The sequence below is a fragment of the Acinetobacter sp. YH12086 genome (assembly GCF_013419345.1).
Lineage (GTDB): Bacteria > Pseudomonadota > Gammaproteobacteria > Pseudomonadales > Moraxellaceae > Acinetobacter > Acinetobacter amyesii.
In genome coordinates this window covers 275,285-297,134 of record NZ_VPAF01000004.1, presented here as the reverse complement: position 1 = coordinate 297,134, position 21,850 = coordinate 275,285, and the positions used below count along the sequence as shown (strand labels likewise).

General features: G+C 42.9%; 21 protein-coding genes. 4 read left to right on the top strand and 17 right to left on the bottom strand.

Going from position 1 to position 21,850, the window contains the following annotated elements; translation table 11 throughout:
• Positions 1–487 precede the first annotated feature (487 nt).
• A complete protein-coding gene (locus FTU29_RS07325) occupies positions 488–1,780 on the top strand; it encodes a glutamate carboxypeptidase (RefSeq protein WP_180121146.1) in 1,293 nt (430 codons plus the stop codon).
• A gap of 285 nt (positions 1,781–2,065) precedes the next feature.
• Here FTU29_RS07325 and FTU29_RS07320 read toward each other — a convergent pair whose 3' ends face one another.
• The 5 genes from FTU29_RS07320 to ribF form a co-directional block, all read right to left on the bottom strand.
• On the bottom strand, positions 2,066–2,608 hold the full coding sequence (locus tag FTU29_RS07320; RefSeq protein WP_180024676.1) for an NADPH-dependent FMN reductase: 543 nt from the start codon (positions 2,606–2,608) through the stop codon (positions 2,066–2,068).
• A gap of 145 nt (positions 2,609–2,753) precedes the next feature.
• On the bottom strand, positions 2,754–3,236 hold the full coding sequence (locus FTU29_RS07315; RefSeq protein WP_078190656.1) for a peptidylprolyl isomerase: 483 nt from the start codon (positions 3,234–3,236) through the stop codon (positions 2,754–2,756).
• Positions 3,229–3,768, bottom strand: coding sequence for a signal peptidase II (lspA, locus tag FTU29_RS07310; protein WP_078190655.1), 540 nt, complete (start codon positions 3,766–3,768; stop codon positions 3,229–3,231). Before lspA ends, FTU29_RS07315 begins: the two co-directional genes overlap by 8 nt.
• Positions 3,761–6,607, bottom strand: coding sequence for an isoleucine--tRNA ligase (gene ileS / locus FTU29_RS07305; RefSeq protein WP_180121144.1), 2,847 nt, complete (start codon positions 6,605–6,607; stop codon positions 3,761–3,763). Before ileS ends, lspA begins: the two co-directional genes overlap by 8 nt.
• A gap of 63 nt (positions 6,608–6,670) precedes the next feature.
• Positions 6,671–7,672, bottom strand: a complete 1,002-nt coding sequence (gene ribF, locus FTU29_RS07300; RefSeq protein ID WP_111886018.1) for a riboflavin biosynthesis protein RibF — start codon at positions 7,670–7,672, stop codon at positions 6,671–6,673.
• Between the two features lie 208 nt (positions 7,673–7,880).
• On the opposite strand from ribF, the gene FTU29_RS07295 reads away from it, so the two are divergent.
• The 3 genes from FTU29_RS07295 to FTU29_RS07285 all read left to right on the top strand — a co-directional run bounded on the left by FTU29_RS07295 (position 7,881) and on the right by FTU29_RS07285 (position 11,051).
• Positions 7,881–9,029, top strand: a complete 1,149-nt coding sequence (locus tag FTU29_RS07295; RefSeq protein ID WP_180121142.1) for a TDT family transporter — start codon at positions 7,881–7,883, stop codon at positions 9,027–9,029.
• 260 nt (positions 9,030–9,289) lie between these two features.
• The gene (locus FTU29_RS07290) at positions 9,290–10,366 is read left to right on the top strand and encodes an aromatic ring-hydroxylating dioxygenase subunit alpha (RefSeq protein ID WP_078193281.1); all 1,077 of its coding nucleotides are present in this window, start codon (positions 9,290–9,292) and stop codon (positions 10,364–10,366) included.
• Between the two features lie 118 nt (positions 10,367–10,484).
• Complete coding sequence (locus FTU29_RS07285) at positions 10,485–11,051, top strand: 5'-nucleosidase (RefSeq protein WP_180110314.1); 567 nt, start codon at positions 10,485–10,487, stop codon at positions 11,049–11,051.
• A gap of 69 nt (positions 11,052–11,120) precedes the next feature.
• Here FTU29_RS07285 and FTU29_RS07280 read toward each other — a convergent pair whose 3' ends face one another.
• From FTU29_RS07280 to FTU29_RS07225, 12 genes are all read right to left on the bottom strand, one after another.
• Complete coding sequence (locus FTU29_RS07280; RefSeq protein WP_078190649.1) at positions 11,121–11,741, bottom strand: TetR/AcrR family transcriptional regulator; 621 nt, start codon at positions 11,739–11,741, stop codon at positions 11,121–11,123.
• Between the two features lie 347 nt (positions 11,742–12,088).
• On the bottom strand, positions 12,089–12,895 hold the full coding sequence (locus FTU29_RS07275) for an ABC transporter ATP-binding protein (RefSeq protein WP_180121140.1): 807 nt from the start codon (positions 12,893–12,895) through the stop codon (positions 12,089–12,091).
• Between the two features lie 10 nt (positions 12,896–12,905).
• Positions 12,906–13,721: an aliphatic sulfonate ABC transporter permease SsuC gene (gene ssuC, locus FTU29_RS07270; protein WP_180121138.1), complete on the bottom strand. Its 816-nt coding sequence runs from the start codon at positions 13,719–13,721 to the stop codon at positions 12,906–12,908.
• The gene (gene ssuD, locus FTU29_RS07265) at positions 13,721–14,896 is read right to left on the bottom strand and encodes an FMNH2-dependent alkanesulfonate monooxygenase (RefSeq protein ID WP_180116183.1); all 1,176 of its coding nucleotides are present in this window, start codon (positions 14,894–14,896) and stop codon (positions 13,721–13,723) included. Before ssuD ends, ssuC begins: the two co-directional genes overlap by 1 nt.
• A gap of 33 nt (positions 14,897–14,929) precedes the next feature.
• Positions 14,930–15,919, bottom strand: a complete 990-nt coding sequence (locus FTU29_RS07260; RefSeq protein WP_180121137.1) for an aliphatic sulfonate ABC transporter substrate-binding protein — start codon at positions 15,917–15,919, stop codon at positions 14,930–14,932.
• Between the two features lie 26 nt (positions 15,920–15,945).
• Positions 15,946–16,908, bottom strand: coding sequence for a sulfonate ABC transporter substrate-binding protein (locus FTU29_RS07255; RefSeq protein ID WP_180121135.1), 963 nt, complete (start codon positions 16,906–16,908; stop codon positions 15,946–15,948).
• 338 nt (positions 16,909–17,246) lie between these two features.
• Positions 17,247–18,599: an amino-acid N-acetyltransferase gene (gene argA / locus FTU29_RS07250; RefSeq protein ID WP_180121133.1), complete on the bottom strand. Its 1,353-nt coding sequence runs from the start codon at positions 18,597–18,599 to the stop codon at positions 17,247–17,249.
• Positions 18,600–18,730: 131 nt separating this feature from the next.
• Positions 18,731–19,141 (bottom strand): RcnB family protein, encoded by a 411-nt coding sequence (locus FTU29_RS07245; RefSeq protein WP_168379728.1) that lies wholly within the window; start codon positions 19,139–19,141, stop codon positions 18,731–18,733.
• Between the two features lie 242 nt (positions 19,142–19,383).
• Positions 19,384–19,794, bottom strand: coding sequence for an RcnB family protein (locus tag FTU29_RS07240; RefSeq protein ID WP_078193274.1), 411 nt, complete (start codon positions 19,792–19,794; stop codon positions 19,384–19,386).
• Between the two features lie 311 nt (positions 19,795–20,105).
• Positions 20,106–20,261 carry a hypothetical protein gene (locus FTU29_RS07235; protein WP_168379727.1) on the bottom strand — a complete coding sequence of 52 codons (156 nt, stop codon included), beginning with the start codon at positions 20,259–20,261 and terminating at the stop codon, positions 20,106–20,108.
• A gap of 232 nt (positions 20,262–20,493) precedes the next feature.
• Positions 20,494–20,913 carry a hypothetical protein gene (locus tag FTU29_RS07230; RefSeq protein WP_180121132.1) on the bottom strand — a complete coding sequence of 140 codons (420 nt, stop codon included), beginning with the start codon at positions 20,911–20,913 and terminating at the stop codon, positions 20,494–20,496.
• A gap of 168 nt (positions 20,914–21,081) precedes the next feature.
• The gene (locus FTU29_RS07225; protein WP_180022987.1) at positions 21,082–21,831 is read right to left on the bottom strand and encodes a YciK family oxidoreductase; all 750 of its coding nucleotides are present in this window, start codon (positions 21,829–21,831) and stop codon (positions 21,082–21,084) included.
• Between the last annotated feature and the right edge of the window lie 19 nt (positions 21,832–21,850).

The window sequence follows — 21,850 nt, the reverse complement described above, 5'->3', positions numbered from 1 at the left end:
GTGCAAATACATGGAATGTTGCTTTCACGGAGCCTAAACGAAAAAAGCCCCGACATCCTGTCGGGGCTTTTTCGGATTCATTCTAGCGGTATAACTCCTGTCCTACCGTTAAGCTTCCTGCTCATTGTCTTATTATTGTTGTTTTATGGTCAGTGACATCCTGTCGCTGTATGACCTTAATATAAAAGTAATCCAATAACGTGAATAGTGTCTATTATCCGCATCTGATGTAAGCCAAAACGTACAACACCTAAATTATCATTTTGTCCGTCGCGTCAATGTATTGCACAGCATTAAGGCTATCGACCTATAGAACTATTGACCCAAATCGATCTAAACCTGTTTTAAAACAGCGGGAAGCTGGTTTTGATGAGATTAAAATCTTCATCAGCGGTGTTACATATTTTTGCGATTAATTTGTTGAATGGTGAACTAATTTATCAGACATTAAAAATTCATAATGAAAAATATACAGGGAATAAGATCGATGCTAAGAACACTTACACAACAACGGACGACATCAAAACTTCAGCTCGCATTAAGCTGCGTCATTGCGCTTAGTGCTTCAGCAAGTTGGGCAGCATCTCCACAAGAGATTAAGCAAGTTGTGGAAAGTCAAAAGCAAAGTTATTTAGAGACCTTGAAAACCTTGGTCAATATTGAATCCGGCAGTAAGGATCTTGAAGGCCTGAATCAAATGGCCAAAGTGGTGGCAGATCAGTTGAAGAATGTCGGTGCTGAAGTGAGTGTGATCGAAAGTACAGATATTTATCGCATGGACGATACACCTGAGAAAATGGGACCAATAGTTAAAGGGGTATTGAAAGGTCAAGGTAAAAGTAAAATCATGATGATCGCGCATATGGATACGGTTTATGAACGGGGAATGCTTAAAAACCAACCGTTTAAAATTGACGGTAATCAGGTCTATGGCTTAGGTATCATTGATGATAAACAAGGGGTAGCTGCAATTTTGCATGTTTTGAATACCCTTAAAAAATTGAATTATAAAGACTATGGCACGATCACTGTTTTGATGAATTCAGATGAGGAAATCAGCTCACCTGCCTCACGTAAGTTGATTACAGAAACAGCACAAGATCAGGATGTGGTGTTGTCTTTTGAAGGGGGCGGTAAAGATGGTAACTTACGTCTGGCAACCAGTGGCATTGGCGCAGCCTATTTAGAAATTAAAGGAAAATCTTCACATGCCGGTGTGAAACCTGAGGCAGGGGTGAATGCACTCACTGAGCTCTCTCACCAAATCGCACAAATGCAAAATCTATCTGATCCTAACACTGGGTTAAAGCTGAATTGGACTGTGGCGGAAGCGGGTAAAACACGCAATGTCATTCCAGAACATGCTGCTGCACAGGCGGATGTCAGAGCACTACGTGTCCAAGACTTTGAGGCCGTGGAAAAAACGTTAAATGAGAAAATCAAAAATAAAAAGTTATCAGATAGCCAAGTCAGTGTGAAATTTGAAGTCCGCCGTCCACCGTTGGCTGTAAATGATGCCTCTAAAAAGTTGGCTGAAAAAGCGCAAGACATCTATAAAAATGAGTTAAACATTCCATTGACTGTTTCTTTGACTCCAACAGGAGGCGGTACTGATGCTGCTTTTGCTGGAGTAAAGTCGAAAGCTGCTGTAATTGAGGGAATGGGATTATCAGGAGATGGGGCTCACTCAAGCAATGCAGAATATATTTTAAAAGACAGTATTATTCCGCGTTTGTATTTGGCAACACGATTAATTGTGGATGTGTCGAAAGCAAGATAATATTCTATATCGCAATGATTAGAAGGAGCCTACCTAGGTGGGCTTCATTATGATTAAGCATACAGAACGAAATGAAAAAGCCCCAACGTCCTGTTGGGGCTTTTTCGTATATTGCTAAGATTCAACTCCTGTCAAATCAATCGCTTCCTGCATGTTCCATTCTTTTTATTCTAGAAACTTCCTGTCTCTGTATGGTTTAACTATAAATAAGGTGCTTCAATTAGCATAGTGGTCAAGGACGCCATCTGCTGTAAGCATTTTCTTACATCGAACGCATGACATGAGTTAAGCACTGACATACTGCACCAATTTATCAAACACAGATTTTAGAGCTTTGTTATCAAACTCATTACCTTCAAAGGTTTCAGCACGGTTACGTGCGAAAATATCGCGAATTTCGACTACAGCATTACTGTCAATTAAGCCCAATTGGGTTGCCACTTGGCGAATTTGATCAATCGAACGTGAACCATTGGTGCCACCATAGCTAACGTATGCCGCAGGTTTTCCGGCCCATTCTTTACCGAGGTAATCCAATGCATTTTTGAGCGCAGGGCTGTAGCCGTGGTTATATTCAGGGCTAATGAAAATAAATGCGTCACCTTGTGCGATTTTATCTGCCCATGCTTGTTGTTTGGGTTGGTCATAAATCCCGGTTAATGGCGGATGTGCGCCTGCAAAAATTGGCAGATCCCATTCTTTTAAATCGACAATTTCAGTTTCTACGGTACTGTAGTCATAGCTTTCGATTTCTGAAAGTAGCCAGTTGGCAATTTTAATTGCCGTACGGCCTTCGCGGACACTGCCGACAATAATATGAAGTTTCATCGTATTTCCTGTCTTGTTTTAAAGTCTTGCATTAAATTAATATGAAAACGGTCCGTTGCATATACAGAAAATGTATCGAGTCGATTGATAGTTATAAAAATAGTGATAAAAAAAGCTCCCGAAGGAGCTTTTTATTTGCTGAAACTTAGATCAGTTTCACGCCTTGTTGACCGGCAGGGGTCACTTTGAAAATTTCAACTTCAAAGGTGATATTTTTACCGGCTAGAGGGTGGTTGAAATCCACTTCGGTAATGTCTTCACCCACAGTTTTGATCACCCCATACAGACTTTGTTTGGCTTTATCTTCAAACTCAATCATATGGCCTTCAACAGGACGTTGCTCAAATTTGACAGTATCAAACTTTTGTACGTTTTCTGGGTTCCATGGACCAAAAGCATCTTCAGGAGGAAGGCTTACGGTACGGCGGTCACCTGCACGTAAACCGAATAAAGCTTTCTCAAAACCCGGTAATAAGCTGCCATCACCCATGACAAGGCTGACAGGTTCAGCACGGCTACGGGTATTGTCAATTTCTACGCCATTTTCAATAGCAACAGAAAAGTGAAGGTCTACTTTAGAGCCTTCTTCAATACGAGTTTCCTCGTTAGGATTGATAAAATCAGTCATTTTGCGCTTCCGCACGTTGAATTCGGTGTTTTTCTAAGAAAAACGTATCGATAAGAAGCAGAATCGTGCCTAAAGTAATGGCACTGTCTGCAATATTAAATGCAGGAAAGTGACTGTTGTTGTAATACACGTGAATGAAATCCACCACATAGCCTAAAGATACGCGGTCAATTAAGTTACCGATTGCGCCGCCTAAAATTAGGGCAATGGCAATCGGAAGGACTTTCACGTTTTTTGGCATACGCATGAGCCAAAATACAAAAATGACAGACACAAGTCCTGCGAGTGAAGTAAAGAAATAACGTTGCCATCCACCGGCATCGGACAAGAAACTAAAGGCAGCGCCATAGTTATGTAGTAATGTCCAATTTAAAAAGGGCATGACAGGTACAGGATCTGCGTAGTTCAGATGTGTACTTGCAATCCATTTGGTCCATTGATCCAAAATAATGGCAACAATGGATAAGCCCACCCACACTAAATTGTGTGGGTAGAATTGAAAGAAGCCCTTTTTTTCTTGTGGATTAGGCATATTTTCTCTCTTCGCCTTGACCTGTAGGAAGGTTAATAATACAACGAGAACAAAGACCTGGATGTTCATGATGTGTATTCACATCTGGCAGGACATGCCAGCAGCGTGCACATTTTTCACCATCAGCAGCAGAGACTTTGACATTTAAACCATCAAGGTCAGAGGCTTCACCTTGCGCTGCATCAAATTCATTGACAATCACTTGAGAAGTGATGAGGACAAAACGCAGTTCTTCACCGAATTTGTCTAAAACAGCTTTCAGCTCAGCATTGGCCCAAAGTTCAACTTTAGCAGACAAGTTTGAACCCACAGTTTTTGCAGTACGTGCAGCTTCAATAAACTTGTTCACTGCAGATTTAACGGTGATCAAGGTTTGCCATTCAGCTTCAGTCACTAAATTTGCTGTAGAGGCTACAGGAATGTCATACCACTCCGCAGTAAATACATATTTCTCAGATTGCTCTGGAATTAACGGCCAAGCTTCTTGTGCAGTGAAGGTCAAGATTGGTGCCATCCAACGTACGAAAGCTTGTACCAAGTGATACAACGCAGTTTGTGCAGAATGACGCGCCGCAGAGTCGGCTTTGGTGGTGTACTGACGGTCTTTGATGATGTCGAGGTAGAAACCACCCAAGTCATTAATACAGAAGTTGGTCAATGCGCTGGTCACGATATGGAAGTTCATATCTTCATAGGCTTGCTGAATGGTTTTCTGTACTTCCGCAGCACGTTGCAAGATGTATTGATCAAGCGCGATCAATTGATCAACAGGCAACGCATCCGTCGATGGTTTGAAGCCATTCAAGTTAGCCAACAAGAAACGCAATGTGTTACGGATACGGCGGTAACCATCTGATGCACGGCTAAAGATTTCTTTACCCGCAGTCATTTCATAACGGTAGTCTGCAGACGCGATCCAGAAACGTAGGCCATCTGCACCCATGTCTTTGATGATGTCTTGTGGAGTGATCACGTTACCGATCGACTTCGACATTTTGCGGCCTTTCTCATCCACAACGAAGCCGTGAGTCAATAAGCCTTTGTACGGTGCACGGTTGTTAATTGCCATAGACGTCAACAATGAAGATTGGAACCAGCCACGATGTTGGTCAGAACCTTCAAGGTACAAGTCAGCAGGGTCTTGCAATTCTTCACGTTCACGAAGCACTGCAAAGTGTGTTGTTCCAGAGTCAAACCAAACGTCTAGCGTATCGCGAACCGCATTGTACTGCTCTGCATCTGCACCGATAAACTCAGACGCATCACGGTTATACCAACCGTCAATACCTTCTTGTTCAATCAGCTTCGCCACTTCTTCGATCAGCTCAGGCGTACGCGGGTGAAGTTCGTTGGTGTCTTTATGCACGAAGAATGGAATTGGCACGCCCCATGTACGTTGACGTGAAATACACCAGTCTGGACGACCTTCAATCATCGACTGGATACGGTTTTTACCCCAATCCGGTACGAAGCTGATGTCATTTTCAATCGCGTTCAATGCACCTTGGCGTAAACCTTTTGCATCCATGCTGATGAACCATTGCGGTGTTGCACGGAAGATAATCGGTGTTTTATGGCGCCAGCAATGTGGATAGCTATGTTTGATCACCACATGTGCCCAAAGTTTGCCTGCTTCGGTTAAAGCAGCAATGATTTTTGGATTAGCTTTGTAGATGTGTTCGCCTGCAAAAATTGGCGCAGTTGGTAAATACACACCGTTGCCGCCGACTGGATTGTCGACTTTTAGGTTGTACTGTAAGCCAACTTTATAGTCGTCCACACCATGGCCTGGCGCTGTATGTACAGCACCTGTACCACTGCCGTCTGTGACATGCTCACCTAAGATTACTGGTACTTGGCGTTCAGCAATTAACGGATGTTGTAGTACTAGGTTTTCAAGTTTTGCACCAGCAAACTCAGCAATCACTTCAACTGCGTTAAAGCCATAACGCTGCGTTGCAGATTCAACCAATGATTTTGCAAGGATGAAGTTTTGCGCTGCTTTGTCTTCGCCAGTTGCTTTCACCAATTGGTATTCAAGCTCAGCATGTAGAGCAACCGCTTGGTTGGCAGGCATGGTCCAAGGCGTAGTTGTCCAGATCACGATATCTGTAGAATCGCTAACTGTAACACCTAGGCGTGCAGATAAATCAGCTAAATCAACAACGCTAAAACCAACGTCAATCGCATCTGATTTTTTGTCTTCGTATTCCACTTCAGCTTCAGCTAAGGCAGAACCACAGTCCAAACACCAGTTTACAGGTTTAAGACCCGGCTCAATATGGCCTGCTTTGGCAATTTCACCGAGCGAACGAACGATGTCGGCTTCTTGTTTGAAGTTCATGGTGAGGTAAGGGTTGTCCCAATCACCAAACACACCCATACGCACGAAGTCTTTTTTCTGTAATTCAACTTGGGTGTAGGCATATTCACGGCACGCTTTACGGAAATTTGAGGCATCTACTTTCACGCCGACTTTACCGACTTTTTCTTCAACTTTCAGTTCGATTGGAAGACCGTGACAGTCCCAACCTGGTACATACGGTGCGTCAAAACCGTCCATTACACGGCTTTTGATGATGATGTCTTTCAGGACTTTATTCACCGCATGGCCTAAGTGAATTTGGCCATTTGCGTATGGAGGGCCGTCATGAAGCACATATTTTTTCTTGCCAATACGCGATGCACGAATCTGCTGATAAATGTTGTCGGCATACCACTCTTCTAACCATTTCGCTTCACGTACTGCGAGATTTGCTTTCATCGCAAATTCAGTACCTGGGAGGTTTAGCGTGGCTTTATAATCCACTGCATTTTCAGGAGTTTGCTTATCGCTCATGCAAGTTGTCTTCCAAATTTATCAGCCCGTTGACTGACGCGTTTTACAATAAATAATCGGGGTTTAAAAGGGGAAATGAGGGTGCTGACCTCGAAACTCAAGGAGCTTTTCGACGTCGTCATCAATTCCGGCTTTCAGTGCTTCAAGCGAAGGGTAGTCCTTTTCGCCATGTAAAAAGTTCAAGAACGTCACCCGCATTAACAGGCCATACAGATTAGCAGAAACATCAGGAAAATGTACTTCTAATCGCCATTCAGGATGTTCCTGTTTAATCGCGGGACGCGTACCAACATGCCCTGCACCAAACAGGGCAGAGGGTGCATAACCTGCAACCCCTAATTTGTCAGCATTTTCGCTTTTTACTTTATCTGTTAAAGATTCGGTTTCACAAATGACATCGACTGCATAAATGCCATTTAAACAAGGTTTATGACGGTTTAAACGCACATTAATGGTAGGAAAATTAATCGTGCGACCGATTTGATCGCCATACTGTACACGACCTGTGATGCTATAAGGACGACCTAAAAGCTTTGCGGCATGGGCAAGGTCGCCTGCTTGTAATGTCTGACGAACCAGTGTTGAACTGACACGTTCGCCATCGACTTCGACATTTTGCAGGGCTGTGACTTGGAAGCCGTATTGGCGTAAAAATTCGCTATTGCCTTGACGGTTTTTGCCAAAGTGGTGATCTTCGCCCAAAACTAAACTTTGTGTATTGAGTTTATTTTTTAAAATATCGGCAAATTCTTCAGCGCTGAGATTACGAAAGGCATTGTCAAATTTCGCCACCACAATATAGTCGACGCCCAGTTCAGTTAAATATTCGACTTTTTCACGTAGTGAACTGATTCGAGGTGGAGCGTCATAAGCTTTAAAGAATTCAAGTGGTTGTGGCTCAAAAATCATCACAGCTGTTTTTAAGTTTTGTTGCTGTGCTATGTCTTTGAGCTGGCTGACCATCGCTTGATGACCCAAATGTACGCCATCAAAATTGCCAATGGTCACGGCAGTTTTGGGGAGTTCTAAGTGGGGCGCTAAAGCATTCAGACGGAGCAGCTTCATGGGCGAATCAATTGTTGAAAATGTTTGAGGGCTATATATTGCCATAATCTTCTGCGTTCGTCTTGTTGTTGTGTTTTTACTCAAGTTTTTTTATGCAGAGATGAATTGGTTATCAGTAAAATAAATTATAAAAATAAATATTAATCAATTTTTCTTATTTAATGGTGTGCTTAAACTATAGACATTCCATTTTGATGAGCATCATGCGATGAAAATGCCATTTTATCAACTCCAGCATAAACAAGACTTGATTCGTCATTTCACCCCAAACTGGTTTACGGTGGTGATGGGCACAGGTGTGGTGGCCCTCATTTTACCATCTATAGCGTTGGCGCCGCAGTGGATGTGGTCCATCGGAGCAGGGTTGTGGCAGATCAGCATCGTGTTGTTCATATTGTTTAGTGGGATGTATCTCAGCCGATGGATCTTGTATCCACAAGAAGCCAAGCAGATTTTCCAGCATCCGGTGATGAGTTTATTTCTTGGGGCAATCCCCATGGCACTGGCAATCCTGATCAATGGCGCATTGAAATTTGGCACCACGCTGTACACTGAGTTTTTGGGCGTAAGCATCATCACATGGGCTGAATATTTATGGTATGTCGATGTGTTGATGGCAATTGCGATTGCATGGTGTGTTCCCTTTCTGATGTTTAGTCGTCAGCAACATGCGCTGCAAGGCATGACCGCAGTATGGTTATTGCCGATAGTGGCTTGCGAGGTGGCTGCCAGTTCAGGCGGTTTATTGTTGGCGCATTTACCTGCACAGGCCCATGCTGTCCATATTTTGCTGGGGAGTTATCTGCTTTGGGGAATCTCAGTATTTCCAGCCTTTGCCATCTTAAGCATCTTGTTGCTGCGTCTGGCTTTACATCAATTGCCAAGCAAGGAGATGGCAATCAGCAGTTGGTTGGCCTTAGGACCGATTGGGACAGGGGCGTTAGCGCTGGTACTTTTGGGAGAGCAAGCCCCTCGTATTTTGACAGCAGTAAATTTGGTTGATTTAGGACAGGTGTTACTTCAAGGCGGTGTGTTTGCAGCCCTTGTTCTACTTGGATTTGGTGTATGGTGGTTTGGAATCGCTATACTCATCACGCTAAAACATTTACGAGATTTACCCTTTAATCTCGGGTGGTGGGCGATGACGTTTCCATTCGGCGTTTTTAGTTTGGCGGTCATCCATTTGGCGGAACAAACGCAGTTACACGCTATTCAACAGTTCGGTACTTTTTTTGCAGTATTGCTCTGTACGCTTTGGACATTGGTGATGCTGAAAACCATACAAGGGTTTTATCGCGGCAGCTTATTTTTTTCTCCGTGTTTAAAAGCGTATTGTGATGCTCAGCGCGCATCTTAAATGATGTCGGGTGAATGTAAATCCGTTGAAGAAAAATATAGCGCGATGGCTTTGACGGATTTCAGCAAACAAATATAGAGCTTCTGCAAGCGTGTGATGCAGTTACGTTATTTTGCTATCCAAGCAAAACATTCATGTATAAAATTTGCGCGTATTTTCGAGAGATCAACTGGCTTCGAGATATAAACTTGCTTGTAGTAGTAGGTGCTAGAGCAAGGCATATGGATTAAAACAAAAAAGATAAAAATAAGGATCGAATTATGTGTAATCAAACCAGTTTTTGGGATGATGCCAAAGGATTATTAGAAGAATGGTACGTTGCTTGTACCTCTAAAGAACTCAAAAAAGATCAACCTTTTTCAGCCACCCTGTATGGTAAAAAAATTGTCCTGTTCCGACAAAAAGATGGAACAGCCGCTGCATTGCTTGATCAATGTGTGCATCGTGGCGTACCTTTGTCTCAGGGTAAAATGACTGATGGCTGCGTGACATGTCCATATCATGGTTGGTCGTATCAGGGTGATGGGCATGTGGCGCATATTCCTAGTGTCAATGGACAATTTTTTCCAGAAAAACCGCATCCTTTTAAACAGCGTAGTTTTGATGTGTGTGAGCAAGATGGGGTGGTATGGATTTATCTCGGTGAAAAGCCAAAACAAGAACGCCCAGAAATATTTAAATTACCGTTTTATGATCAAGCCGGCTGGGTCAGCTATTACATGGTCGGCAGTTATGATGGCGAGATGGGCGCTGTTGCACAAAATATTATGGATGTGACCCATACCATATTTGTCCATGAAGGCTGGTTTCGTTCAGAGTCGGGAAAAGCCGTGGATGCCACCATAGATGTCGGGCCGCGCAAAGTAGTCGTTGACTATCATGACCATGATGCAGATGTTGGCATGATGCCATGGCTGACCAATCCGCATGGTGCTGAACAAGTCCACCGCGACAGTTTTATCGCGCCGAATATTACCTTGGTGGAATACCATTGGGGAGAGCCGTCGGGCATGGTGTTTAATAGTCTGATTAGCCCTGTGGGACCGTATGAGTCAAGGGTTTATACCTGTGTTAGTTATAAATTTCCGATTCCAAAATTGTTGTCTAAGGCATTGATGCCGGCTGTGAATGCCTATACTTGGGTGGTCAACAAACAAGACATTAAAATTTTGTCAGCGCGAAGAGCTGGCATCGAGCATATGCCGATGACCCATTCGCATAGTGTACGAGGGGATATGGCACATATTGCCTTAGAGAAGATTTTAGATGCCTTACGTCACGACCAACAATTGGCACCATCTTTTATTGGCAAACGTCCGATGCAATTTCAAATTTGATAGCAGTTGAATCTGCTTGAGGAGTTTATTTTTCTGAGCAATGTGATTTTTGAAGCTGATTTTTTCTGCGCACGTGCAAATGTATGCTATATGAAGGCATCAATTTGAGGAGACCGCTATGCGTCAGCAAATCGCTTTAATTATGGCACTGCCGAGTGAATCTAAAGGCTTGTTTGAAGCCGCAGGCATTGAAGTGCATTACAGTGGTATTGGTAAAGTCAATGCCGCATTTAAAGCCTTTGATGTGATTCAAAAAACCGGATGTCGTACTTTACTGAATTTGGGCACAGCGGGAAGTTCACATTTTGATGCACATGCTTTGGTTGAAGTGGCTCAATTTGTACAACGGGATATGGATGTATCGCCTTTGGGTTTTGATGTCGGGGTGACGCCGATGGATACCGATCATCCTGCTGAAATTCAGCCAGAGAGCATGTTTAGCCATTTGCCTAAAGGAATTTGTGGTACAGGCGACAGCTTTGAAACTGGGCTGCCGAAAGTACCGTGTAATCTTGTCGATATGGAAGGCTACGCAATCGCTAAAGTATGTAAAAAACTGGGTGTTCGCTTTGTGTCGGTAAAATATATTACCGATGGTGCGAATGACACAGCACATCTGGATTGGGAAGAAAATTTATTATTCGGCGCAAAGAAATTATTGGAATTATATCAAACAGTAAAATAAGGCATTCAGCTAATTTCGGTCGGCGACCATAGAATGCTATGGTCGTATGCCAATTCGACCCAATTCAATTTACTTTTCTGGGCGTGGAATTACACCGTAAAGCATCATATGGACGGTATGTTGAATAATCCGTTGTTGCATACTGCGATTACGTAAGGTTTTTCCAGTGACCATTTCCATTTGGGTTGCAAAGTCAGCATAGTTTTGCGTGATTGCCCAAATGTTCAGAATTAAAAGTTCTGGATCAATATCTTTTGAAATTTTGCCTTGTTCTTGCCAGTTGCTAATGACTTTGGCTTTGCGTTTCACTAATTTTTTTAGTGGACCTTTTAAAATTTCAAGAATGTGTGGTGCGCCCTGAATGACTTCAAGTGCGAACAAACGTGAGGCTTTCGGTTGGGTACGAGATACTTCAATTTTCTGCAATAGATAATTGGTGATCGCTTCTTCAGGCTCAAGGTCTGCTTCCAACATTTGTAGCGGAGCAAGCCACTTTTGTAGAACCGTTGTCAGAACTTCAACATAAAGCGCTTCTTTATTTTCATAGTAATAGAAAATATTCGATTTATGCATTTCTGCAATCTGTGCGATCTCATCCAAGCTGGCGCCATTGAAGCCATACAGGGAAAAGACATCCAGTGCTGCATTAAGCAACTGGTGGCGTTTCTGGGTACTCTTTTTTTGTTCCATTAGCTCTTTTAAGAAAATGAAAAGGGAATATTGAATTGTACGGCAAATCAACAGATTTGTGCACAATCATCGTTTTTAATTTTATGAATTTTGGCAGTTTATTCTGTTCAACGGTCAAATAAATACGACGAATGCCATAATATTTCAAATAATCATTTTAGGGTGAAATTTAAATAAATCATTATTTTTAGTCATGGATTTATATGATTTGTCGTAATTTTTGTGATGTATTTGTCAACAGGCGATAAATCTACCCTCAATGCTAAATATGGTTTTGTTGCGATATTGTTCTTGAATAGTACAGGAAGTCACACGGTTTAAGTGATGATTTCCTGCACAAGTACAGCTTAAGTGGCCAAGACCGCTTGTAAGACTTGTTGTTCAAGTTCAGTAAATTCAATGTCTTTTTTTCGTGGGCGGGTCAAATCGACACTAAATTCTTTGGCAATATGGCCTTTATCGAGCAAGATTATACGGTCTGCCAACTGCACGGCTTCACTTACATCATGCGTGACCAAAATCGCGGTAAACCCTTGTTCAGTCCAGAGTTTTTCAATCAAATTCTGCATATCTAAACGTGTTAAGGCATCGAGCGCACCCAGTGGTTCATCTAGCAGCAAAATGCGTGGTTTATGTGACAAAGCACGTGCCAGTGCAGTACGTTGACGTTGCCCCCCTGATAGCTGTGTTGGCCAAAGCCCCGCTTTGTCTTTTAAACCAACTTTCTCGAGGAGTGCTGTGGCATTGGCATGTTGGTCTTTGCTTAAACCGAGTTGCACATTTTTCTCAATGCTACGCCAAGGCAGGAGGCGAGGGTCTTGGAACATCACACGAATATCATCACTGGTGATGCCTTCACGAATATGACGTGCAGACTTAAATTTAATTTCGCCATAACTCGGTTTTTCTAAGTCGGCGATGAGGCGAAGCAGGGTACTTTTACCACAGCCACTACGACCGACAATCGCCAAGAATTCACCGGGTTGAATATGTAGGTCAAGGTCTTCAAGGACTTTAACATCGCCATAAAATTTGTGTAGTTGTTCAATCAGGATCTCTGCGCCCAACACCGCATGGGGGTTGATATCCTCGACTGAAGAACGCTGAGGTTGGGTTGAGTCGTCTGCATGACGGCTTATGCTTAAATCGGTCATCACATGCTCCTTATTTTTGGTAACCCGAGTGCCAACGGAGTAAATATTTTTCTAAGGCAACAGCCAGTACATCGGCTAATTTACCGAGTAGGGCATACAATAAAATCCCGACCAAGACGATATCGGTTTGTAGAAATTCGCGTGCGTTCATGGTCATATAACCGATGCCGGCTTGTGCAGAAATGGTTTCTGCCACAATCAACAAAACCCAAACGAGCCCGAGTGAAAAACGCAGACCAACTAAAATAGACGGCATCGCCCCCGGTAGAATGATTTCTTTATACAGTTGCCAGCCACTCAAACCGTAGCTTTTGCCCATTTCAATCAGTTGAGGATCTACAGAGCGAATACCATAATAGGTGTTGATATAAATGGGAAAGAATACGCCAATAGCAACTAAAAAAAGCTTGGCCGATTCATCGATCCCAAACCATAAAATCACCAAGGGAATCAGGGCAAGAGCAGGAATGTTACGGATCATTTGCAGCGTGGTATCAAGTAGCGTCGATGCTGTTTTGGATGAACCATTCAGCAGCCCTAAAAAAAGACCTAATCCACCACCGACTAAAAGCCCAACCAAAGCACGACCCGCACTGATTTGAACATGCTTCCACAGTTCACCACTGATCAGTAAGTTCCAAAAGGCCACCACCACCGCACTTGGCGCAGGCAAAATACGACTTTCTAACAGCCCTGTAACAGAGGCAATTTGCCACACGATAATTAATGCAATAGGAAACAACCAAGGCAGCAAACGCTGCCCGAGTTGTGTTCCACGTGAAACCTTCGGTGCTTTGAAGGTTTCAACAGAAACAGTTTTGGACATTAGGCCGGCTCCTGAATCTTTTCAGCTTTTTTATTTTCATCTGGGGTGTAGTTGTTCGCGACGATCTCACCAAATGGGCCGGTTAAGTTAGGTTGAACCAATTTTTGACGTGTTTCCAATGGCAGTAATGGGAACACCAATTCTGCAAAACGGATCGACTCTTCAAGGTGTGGGTAACCAGAGAAAATAAAGGTATTAATCCCGAGATCGGCATATTCTTGGATACGTGCGGCTACAGTTTCAGGATCACCAACGAGTGCCGTACCTGCACCACCACGAACCAATCCAACACCTGCCCATAAGTTTGGCGATACTTCTAATTTGCTACGGTCGCCATTGTGCAGTTCAGCCATACGGCGTTGACCAACAGAGTCCATGGTTTTGAACTTGGCTTGCGCGGCTGCAATGGTGGCATCGTCGACATATTGGATCAGCTCTTCTGCTGCTTTCCATGCTTCTTCATTGGTTTCGCGCACAATGACATGTAAACGAATGCCATAATTCAGTTCACGTCCTTTGGCTTTGGCTTTTTCACGCACCACTGCAATTTTTTCTTTTACCGCAGCAGGTGGCTCACCCCAAGTTAAATAGGTGTCAACTTGATCTGTCGCGAGTTCAACAGCAGCTTCTGACGAACCGCCAAACCATAGTGGTGGATAAGGTTTTTGTACCGGTGGATAGAGTAATTTGGCGTCGTCTACACTCAAACGTTCGCCATGGAAGGTATAGCTTTCACCAGTATGTGAACGGGTTAAAATTTCACGCCAAATTGTGGTGTATTCCGCGGCAGTTTGGTAACGCGTTGCGTGATCTTCATAGACACCATCACCCTTGAGTTCTTGCTCATCACCGCCTGTAACTAAATTCAGTAAGATACGACCGCCAGATAAACGGTCAAATGTTGCAGCCATACGTGCAGTCAGTGCAGGCGTTGTCACCCCTGGGCGTAGCGCGACTAGAAATTTTAGATTTTTAGTGGCATCAATCAAGCTTGCAGCTGTAAGCCATGGATCTTCACATGAACGACCTGTCGGAATCAGAACGCCTTCATAGCCAAGATTATCCACCGCTACCGCAATTTGCTTCATGTAGGCATGATCGACTTGGCGTGCACCTTTACTTGTTCCTAAGTAGCGACTGTCACCGTGGGTAGGGATAAACCAGAAAATTTTCATGTTCAGTTCCTTGTATTTTTGATGGCTCGGGTATCAATGTGATGAAGGTGTCCAAACTTGCTTTTGGACTTGAATGTTGTTTGGAATCAGTTGGACTTGTTTAAATAAGTCCGCAATATTTTGCTGTGCTTGTATGACCTCGGGTGTCAGTGGGCGCACAGGAGATGGTTTAGATCGGCGAGAAAAGGCTTGCGCAGCAATATTCTTTTGCAGCCCAGTGCTGTTTTGATAAACCTCTAAAGCCACATTTTGGTTCTTCACAATCCACTGATCGGAAGCGTCTAGGGCCTTTAAAAATTTAGCTGGGGCATCAGGGTGCGCTTGAACGACTTTTGGATTTGCCACATAAAATGAATAGGTCTTTGGAAAATCACCAGATTGAATCAGCACTTTAGCCTGAGCATCCAACTCCGCTGCAGATAAAAACGGGTCCCAAATGGCCCATGCATCAATTGATTTTTTATCAAATGCGGCCCGTGCATCTGCTGGTGGAATCCAAATCGGTTGAATGTCATTCCAAGTCAAACCGGCTTTTTCTAAAGTTTTGGCTAATAACTCATGCGCACTCGAGCCTTTTTGTACAGCAACGCGTTTGCCACGTAATTCTTGAATGGTTTTGATTGAGCTATCCGCTGGAATCACGACAGCAAGCGACTGTTCAGGCACCACTTCATAGCCAATATAATTCAGGTCTTTATTGGCAGCTTGGGCAAAAATAGGCGGGGTGTTGCCGACATAGCCATAATCCACCGCACCGACCGCAAGAGCTTCTAACATTTGTGGGCCAGCAGGGAATTCCTTCCATTCAATCTGAGCGCCGGGAAATTGTTGTTCAAAGAGCTTTTGTTCACGGGCAACCAGCAAATTTAATGCTGATTTTTGAAAACCGATAACCAAGGTTTTTACGGCAGTTTCAGTTGGTTTTTCACGATCCTGCTGTGCTGTTTCTTGTTTTTGGCAGGCACTGAGCCCAAGGCCTAAGGTGGCTAAAGTCAGTATGGAAAATGTTCTTAGAATACGCATGGCATCGCCCTTATGCTGTGGTCGGCTTATTTGATAATGGCCGACTCAATATTTAATTTATTTGGAATTAATTTTTCGTTATAAAACGCATCAGCGACTTGCTGCTGCTCTTGTGCCACTTGTGCAGTAATCGGCGTCACTTGATTGCCTAAGCGAGAAATTGATGTTTTAAGTACATCTAGACCTAAGCCGGTTTTGCCTTCGAGTAACTTGGCCGCTTCATCTTGATTTTTTGAGACCCATTGCGTGGTCAAATTCAACTCATTCACCACAGCTTGCAGGACTTTTGGATTTTCCTGAGCAAATTTGCGATCGGCCAAATAGAACTGGTAGTTCTTCACCAAGTTTTCGCCATTGGCAATGGTGCGAGCATTAAGTTGATGCTCAGCGGCAGAAAGGAACGGGTCCCAAATTACCCATGCATCGACTGCACCTTTTTCAAAGGCAGCTCGTGCATCGGCAGGCGGTAAATACACGACATTGATGTCGCTAAATTTAAGCTGATTGGCTTCCAACAACTTGAGCAACAGGTAATGCACGTTTGAGCCTTTGTTTAAGGCCACACGTTTACCTTTTAAGTCCTGAATACTGTGAATAGCCGAATCTTTTTGCACAATTAACGCTTCAGCTTTTGGAACAGCAGATTGGTTGGCAATGTAAACCAAATCGGTTTGAGCGGCTTGAGCAAAGATAGGTGGTGCTTCACCGACTTCACCAAATGAAACACTGCCCACATTGAGGCCTTCAAGCAGCTGTGGACCCGCAGGAAATTCCACCCATTTGATATTTACACCTTGGCTTTTTAAGGCTGTTTCTAAGGTTCCACGTTCTTTTAAAATTGGCAATAAGCCATATTTTTGGAAACCAATATTTAAGGTGACATTTTCTTCAGCCTCTTTTTTGCCACAGCCCGACATCATCATGGCACCCACAACCGCTGTAGACAGTACAAGTGTTTTTGTCCAGAGTTTTGCTTTGTGAGTACGCATGTGTTGCTCCTATAAAGGTCTAAATGTGCAGAACTGTTGATTTATGAACACATAAGCTAAAGATTTTTCTTTTTTGAAAAAAATAAGAAAACTTAAATTTAAAATTAGGAAAAAAGATAAATAAAAATCAGCAAAACTTATGAGAAATTATGATTTTAGAAAAACATATAATGTGTCGAAGTATTATTTTAAGTTATTGAAATTATTTTATTTATTTGGGTTATTTAAATGGTAGATATGGTTATTCTATGGCTTGCAAAGTGATTTGAGGGGATAGCCAAGGGATTCGGCATAACCTTATGCAAAATAATGCTATTCAGCGCATAAAAAAAGCCACTTTAAAGTGACTTTTTACAAACCAATGAGTTTCTTTGGTAGTTATATAAGGCCTGACGGGCACTCGGTAAGTCATCGACACTGACTTGTTCAAAACCTTGTTCAAGGAACCAATGCGCTGTCCGTGTGGTCAAAATAAACAATTGTTCAATACCTAAATCTCGCGCTTTTTCTTCTAAATAATGCAAAATTTGGCTACCGCGATTCGATTTTCGATAACCCGGATGCACAGCCACACATGCGATTTCAGCAGAGCGTTTTTCATCCCCTGTGATAGGAATCGGGTACAACGCAGCGCAGGCCAAAATCGTACCGTCACGTTCAATCACTGCAAATTGTCCAATTTCATTTTCCAGACGTTCGCGTGAGCGATAAACCAAGATGCCTTCTTGTTCGAGAGGGCGTAAGAGATTGATTAAGCCACCCACATCTTGAATATCGGCAGTACGCACTTCTTCATAATGCGCATCCGTGATCATGGTGCCAGAACCGTCACGCGTGAACAGTTCTTCGATCAATGCGCCATCATAGGCATATGAAATAAGATGAACACGGTGTACGCCTTGTAAAGAAGCATCTTTAGCAACGCTTAAATGCAGGGCAATATCGGGATTAGAATCTTGATATTGCAAAATATGCTGATCAAGTTGATGAGGTGTAATTTCGCGTTGTAGCTGCCCATGTTCATTGTGCAAACCGTGTTGTTTGCCCAAGAAAATTAACTTATCCGCTTTTAAACTGATCGCAGTTTTGGTCGCAACTTCTTCAGCCAATAAATTAAACACTTCACCTGTAGTGGAATAACCTGTCGGCCCAAGCACCACAATGTTTTGGCTCTCTAAATGACGTTGAATCGCATCAATATCGACGGAACGAACTTCACCAGACAGTTGAAAATCGATACCGTCACGAATGCCATACGGTTTTGCCGTGACCAAATTACCTGAGACCACATCAATACGCGCGCCGTACATCGGTGAGTTGGCTAAACCCATAGATAGGAGGGCTTCAATTTGCAGACGAATGGAGCCAACAGCATTCATCACAGCAGGTAAAGATTCGCGAGTGGTGATGCGACGATGATGATGAAATGGTGTCTGGATGCCGCTGCTTTGTAAATTATGATTGATTTGCGGACGGGCACCATGCACCAAAATTAGACGAATACCAAGCGAGTGTAATAAGGCAATATCGTGAATAATGTGTTGAAAATTTTCATGTTGCAGCGCTTCACCATCAAACATGATGACAAAGGTTTTGTTGCGATGCGCATTAATATAGGGTGCAGAATGACGGAACCAATGCACATACTGTAAGGTTGTGCTGGAAGATGGTTCAGTGATATTCGTTTGCATGCCTATGCCTGTTTATTCGCTTTGGTATGGATGATTCTAAACAAAAACATATGACAGCGGAAAGCAAATATAAAAAAACACCTGAACAGTGTTCAGGTGTTGGGAAAGGGACTTAAGAGATCGTCGAATGATTAGCCATTCTTAATGCGAATGATGCGATCGGTACGATCATTGACTAGCACGTAGTCACCATTGATTTTGTACCATTGTTGATAACGACCGGTGTTCGGTAAGCGGCGCGCTTCACGATCACTCACTTTGTAGCGGCTTGAATCGAAATAACGAGGAAAGCTTTGACCAACACGCCAATCGCGGCTTGGATTTACACGACGAAAGTCATTACGGTCGTAGCGATTATTGTCATAACGGTTGTTGTTATTCCAATTGCTCGGACGGTGATCTTTGTCCCAACGGTTGTCTTGATGTTGGTATGACGGATGGTAACGGCGGTCATCTTGACGATGGTCTGGCGCAGCAATGGCTGCTGTTGTTGCCATCAAAGCCGATACGGAAAGAACTAAACTCGATACGATTTTGTTCATGGGACACCTCTATACATTTCTAATCTGTTTTTCGATGATTCAAAATTAGCGAGAAAGTTCAGAGAAAGCGTGGGGGCAATATAGTTGAATTGTGAAATGTATGGAGGAAATTTGAAGGTGTGTAAATGATCTGAACGCTAGGCAGCATCAGCTTTTGCGGTTAAACATTAAAAAAACCTCATAAAAAAAGCCCAGAGTTGATCTGGGCTTTAAAAATATGGCGAAATTAAATTCAAAAAGGCTTACATACCTAAAATTTTCAGAATACTGTTACTATCTGAGTTGACCAATATGTAGTCATTATTGATTTTATACCATTGCTGATTACGCGATGGTTTAGGTAAGTTATGGTCTTTATAATCGACTTTATAACCATTACCACGATAATGCTGTGGCATCACATAGCCCGTTTGCCATTTATGTTGTTGCAAACGTTTGACTCCACGTTGTTCACGCATACGGCGTCGATCTTCAAGATCGTCATCGTCCTGATAACCACGGAAATCACGATCTTTTTTCATTTGACCATATGCATTGCCGCGTGGGCCATCAAAGCCACGTTCATCGTTCTTGAAGTGAGGCGCTGCAGACGTGATGCTGCTTGCTATTAAAGCACTGAAAGAAATAGCCAAAATTGGCAAAATCTTTTTCATGTTCAACCCTCATGAGTAATTTATCTTCAATATCACTACTGTACGCATTAAATGCAGAGAAACTGTGAAGAAAGATGAATATTTCTTTAAATAAAACGAAGAGATTGCGGATATTATGCGATAAATTTCGCGCTGAGAACAATCTTTCCATCTTGGAAGAGATGGTCCGATAATGCGCGCTTTTTATCCTTGCAATTCAGCTTTGATTAAATTTGAGGTCTATTGTAAGCACGATCAAAACAGCCCATCAAGTCTTGACAGGCAAATGAGGGGAGAGATGAAAGACTGAAAATGTTGAGTAACTTCGGGTTTTAGTACCACTGCTCGTTTAGGCATTGGAGTGAATAAATTGCTTGAGCCACAGATTCAGCTTGCTCGGCATCGTCCATTGCAGAGATCAAATTTTCAGTCAGTTGTAAGTTTTCAATTGAACGAATGGTTTCAATTTTACGTGTTTGATCAGCCATTTGGGTCTCCTTGCCGTCGGTCTATGTCATGGCCAACAGTCTATGCTTTTATACTTAATTTGAAAAACCGAATATTATTATAAAAATAATTTAAAAATACGATCAATGGCAAATTGGGTAATGAAGCTGTCTATTGATCAAAGCTTATTGAATTTCAAATGCTAATCTAAGAGTTTAAAAAAAGGGCATCAAATGGCCCTTTTTAGTTCTAAATGTGTCACTTGGAACTTAATTAGTATGCGTATTTCAGGTCGGTATAATCTGTTAATGATTTTTGAATATGAGCTTGAATAAATTCATTAATATCTTCAGGTGTCATTGCTGCACCTTGTTTGGTAATCACATGCTCAAACGGTGCTTGATCTTGCGCAATGATGCGATAAACAAAGTTAGTGATCACTTGATAGCCTGCTTCTTGCTTTTGAATGCAAGTGACATAGAAATAGGCATGCTCAAAGTTTAAGTCAGTATGCGAAAAAATAAATTGTTCAAATAATTTTGCATTTTGACCGACATCTAAGCCTTTTAAATCGTCCACGATACTCGGGTCGAATTTCATGCCATATTTTGCTGAAATCGGTTGACCATCGACCAGTAGGTTAACCATGCCGTCCTCAGTTGGAGTCACTGTAATATTGCTAAAGTCAGACATGTATCAATCCAATGTTTTTAAAGAATGCCTCAAGTATCGGCAAATTTGCTAAAAACTCAAGTCGACTTTCGCGTGGACACCGCGAAATCAGTCGGTTAATGATGTCTTGTAGGCATTCAATACATAAAAAAAGAAGCTCGCGCTTCCTTTTTTAAATTGGCTTTCAGCTTATTCATCTTGAGCATCTATGCTGGCACCGGTTAAATGCAAGCTGTCATCACCCATCAAATATAAATACGCAGGCATGATACTTTCAGGCGTAGGCAAAGTTTTTGGATCTTCGTCTGGATACGCCTTTGCACGCATGGCAGTACGTGTCGCACCGGGATTAATGCAGTTGAAGCGAATATTCGGATGTACATTTTCTTTTGCGAATAAAGTGCTGACCGCTTCAATGGCAATTTTTGAGACCGAGTACGCGCCCCAACGTTCACGGGCTTCACGCCCCACACCTGAACTGGCAAAGACTACTGAGGCATGCTCAGATTTTTGCAGTAGGGGCATCAGCTCTTGAGTCAGTACAAAGGGCGCACGAAGGTTCACCGCCATAACATCATCCCATACATCCACAGGATAATGTTCTAGTTCAGTTCGCTCACCCAAGATCCCTGCATTATGCAAAATGCCGTCTAGGCGACCAAATTGCTTTTCTAAGGTGTCGACCAATAGCTCATAGTCACGAGGAGAGGCACTAGACAGTTGTAGCGGTAAAATCGCCGGTTGGGGGGCACCCAATCCTTCAATTTCATCGTAAATCACTTCTAGTTTATTCAGTGTGCGTCCATGTAAAACCACGGTTGCGCCATGTAAGGCATAGCTGAGGGCAGCCGCACGGCCAATACCATCGCCCGCACCTGTAATCAGGATAATGCGATCTTTGAGCAGATCGGGGCGAGGTTGATATTCTGAATATTTCATCCGTACCTCCTCGTTTTAT

What these genes read in the sequence shown, in the direction of transcription:
- FTU29_RS07325 (WP_180121146.1), top strand. Translation starts at nt 488, where the DNA reads ATGCTAAGAACACTTACACAACAACGGACGACATCAAAACTTCAGCTC.
- FTU29_RS07320 (WP_180024676.1), bottom strand. Translation starts at nt 2,608, where the DNA reads ATGAAACTTCATATTATTGTCGGCAGTGTCCGCGAAGGCCGTACGGCA.
- FTU29_RS07315 (WP_078190656.1), bottom strand. Translation starts at nt 3,236, where the DNA reads ATGACTGATTTTATCAATCCTAACGAGGAAACTCGTATTGAAGAAGGC.
- lspA (WP_078190655.1), bottom strand. Translation starts at nt 3,768, where the DNA reads ATGCCTAATCCACAAGAAAAAAAGGGCTTCTTTCAATTCTACCCACAC.
- ileS (WP_180121144.1), bottom strand. Translation starts at nt 6,607, where the DNA reads ATGAGCGATAAGCAAACTCCTGAAAATGCAGTGGATTATAAAGCCACG.
- ribF (WP_111886018.1), bottom strand. Translation starts at nt 7,672, where the DNA reads ATGAAGCTGCTCCGTCTGAATGCTTTAGCGCCCCACTTAGAACTCCCC.
- FTU29_RS07295 (WP_180121142.1), top strand. Translation starts at nt 7,881, where the DNA reads ATGAAAATGCCATTTTATCAACTCCAGCATAAACAAGACTTGATTCGT.
- FTU29_RS07290 (WP_078193281.1), top strand. Translation starts at nt 9,290, where the DNA reads ATGTGTAATCAAACCAGTTTTTGGGATGATGCCAAAGGATTATTAGAA.
- FTU29_RS07285 (WP_180110314.1), top strand. Translation starts at nt 10,485, where the DNA reads ATGCGTCAGCAAATCGCTTTAATTATGGCACTGCCGAGTGAATCTAAA.
- FTU29_RS07280 (WP_078190649.1), bottom strand. Translation starts at nt 11,741, where the DNA reads ATGGAACAAAAAAAGAGTACCCAGAAACGCCACCAGTTGCTTAATGCA.
- FTU29_RS07275 (WP_180121140.1), bottom strand. Translation starts at nt 12,895, where the DNA reads ATGACCGATTTAAGCATAAGCCGTCATGCAGACGACTCAACCCAACCT.
- ssuC (WP_180121138.1), bottom strand. Translation starts at nt 13,721, where the DNA reads ATGTCCAAAACTGTTTCTGTTGAAACCTTCAAAGCACCGAAGGTTTCA.
- ssuD (WP_180116183.1), bottom strand. Translation starts at nt 14,896, where the DNA reads ATGAAAATTTTCTGGTTTATCCCTACCCACGGTGACAGTCGCTACTTA.
- FTU29_RS07260 (WP_180121137.1), bottom strand. Translation starts at nt 15,919, where the DNA reads ATGCGTATTCTAAGAACATTTTCCATACTGACTTTAGCCACCTTAGGC.
- FTU29_RS07255 (WP_180121135.1), bottom strand. Translation starts at nt 16,908, where the DNA reads ATGCGTACTCACAAAGCAAAACTCTGGACAAAAACACTTGTACTGTCT.
- argA (WP_180121133.1), bottom strand. Translation starts at nt 18,599, where the DNA reads ATGCAAACGAATATCACTGAACCATCTTCCAGCACAACCTTACAGTAT.
- FTU29_RS07245 (WP_168379728.1), bottom strand. Translation starts at nt 19,141, where the DNA reads ATGAACAAAATCGTATCGAGTTTAGTTCTTTCCGTATCGGCTTTGATG.
- FTU29_RS07240 (WP_078193274.1), bottom strand. Translation starts at nt 19,794, where the DNA reads ATGAAAAAGATTTTGCCAATTTTGGCTATTTCTTTCAGTGCTTTAATA.
- FTU29_RS07235 (WP_168379727.1), bottom strand. Translation starts at nt 20,261, where the DNA reads ATGGCTGATCAAACACGTAAAATTGAAACCATTCGTTCAATTGAAAAC.
- FTU29_RS07230 (WP_180121132.1), bottom strand. Translation starts at nt 20,913, where the DNA reads ATGTCTGACTTTAGCAATATTACAGTGACTCCAACTGAGGACGGCATG.
- FTU29_RS07225 (WP_180022987.1), bottom strand. Translation starts at nt 21,831, where the DNA reads ATGAAATATTCAGAATATCAACCTCGCCCCGATCTGCTCAAAGATCGC.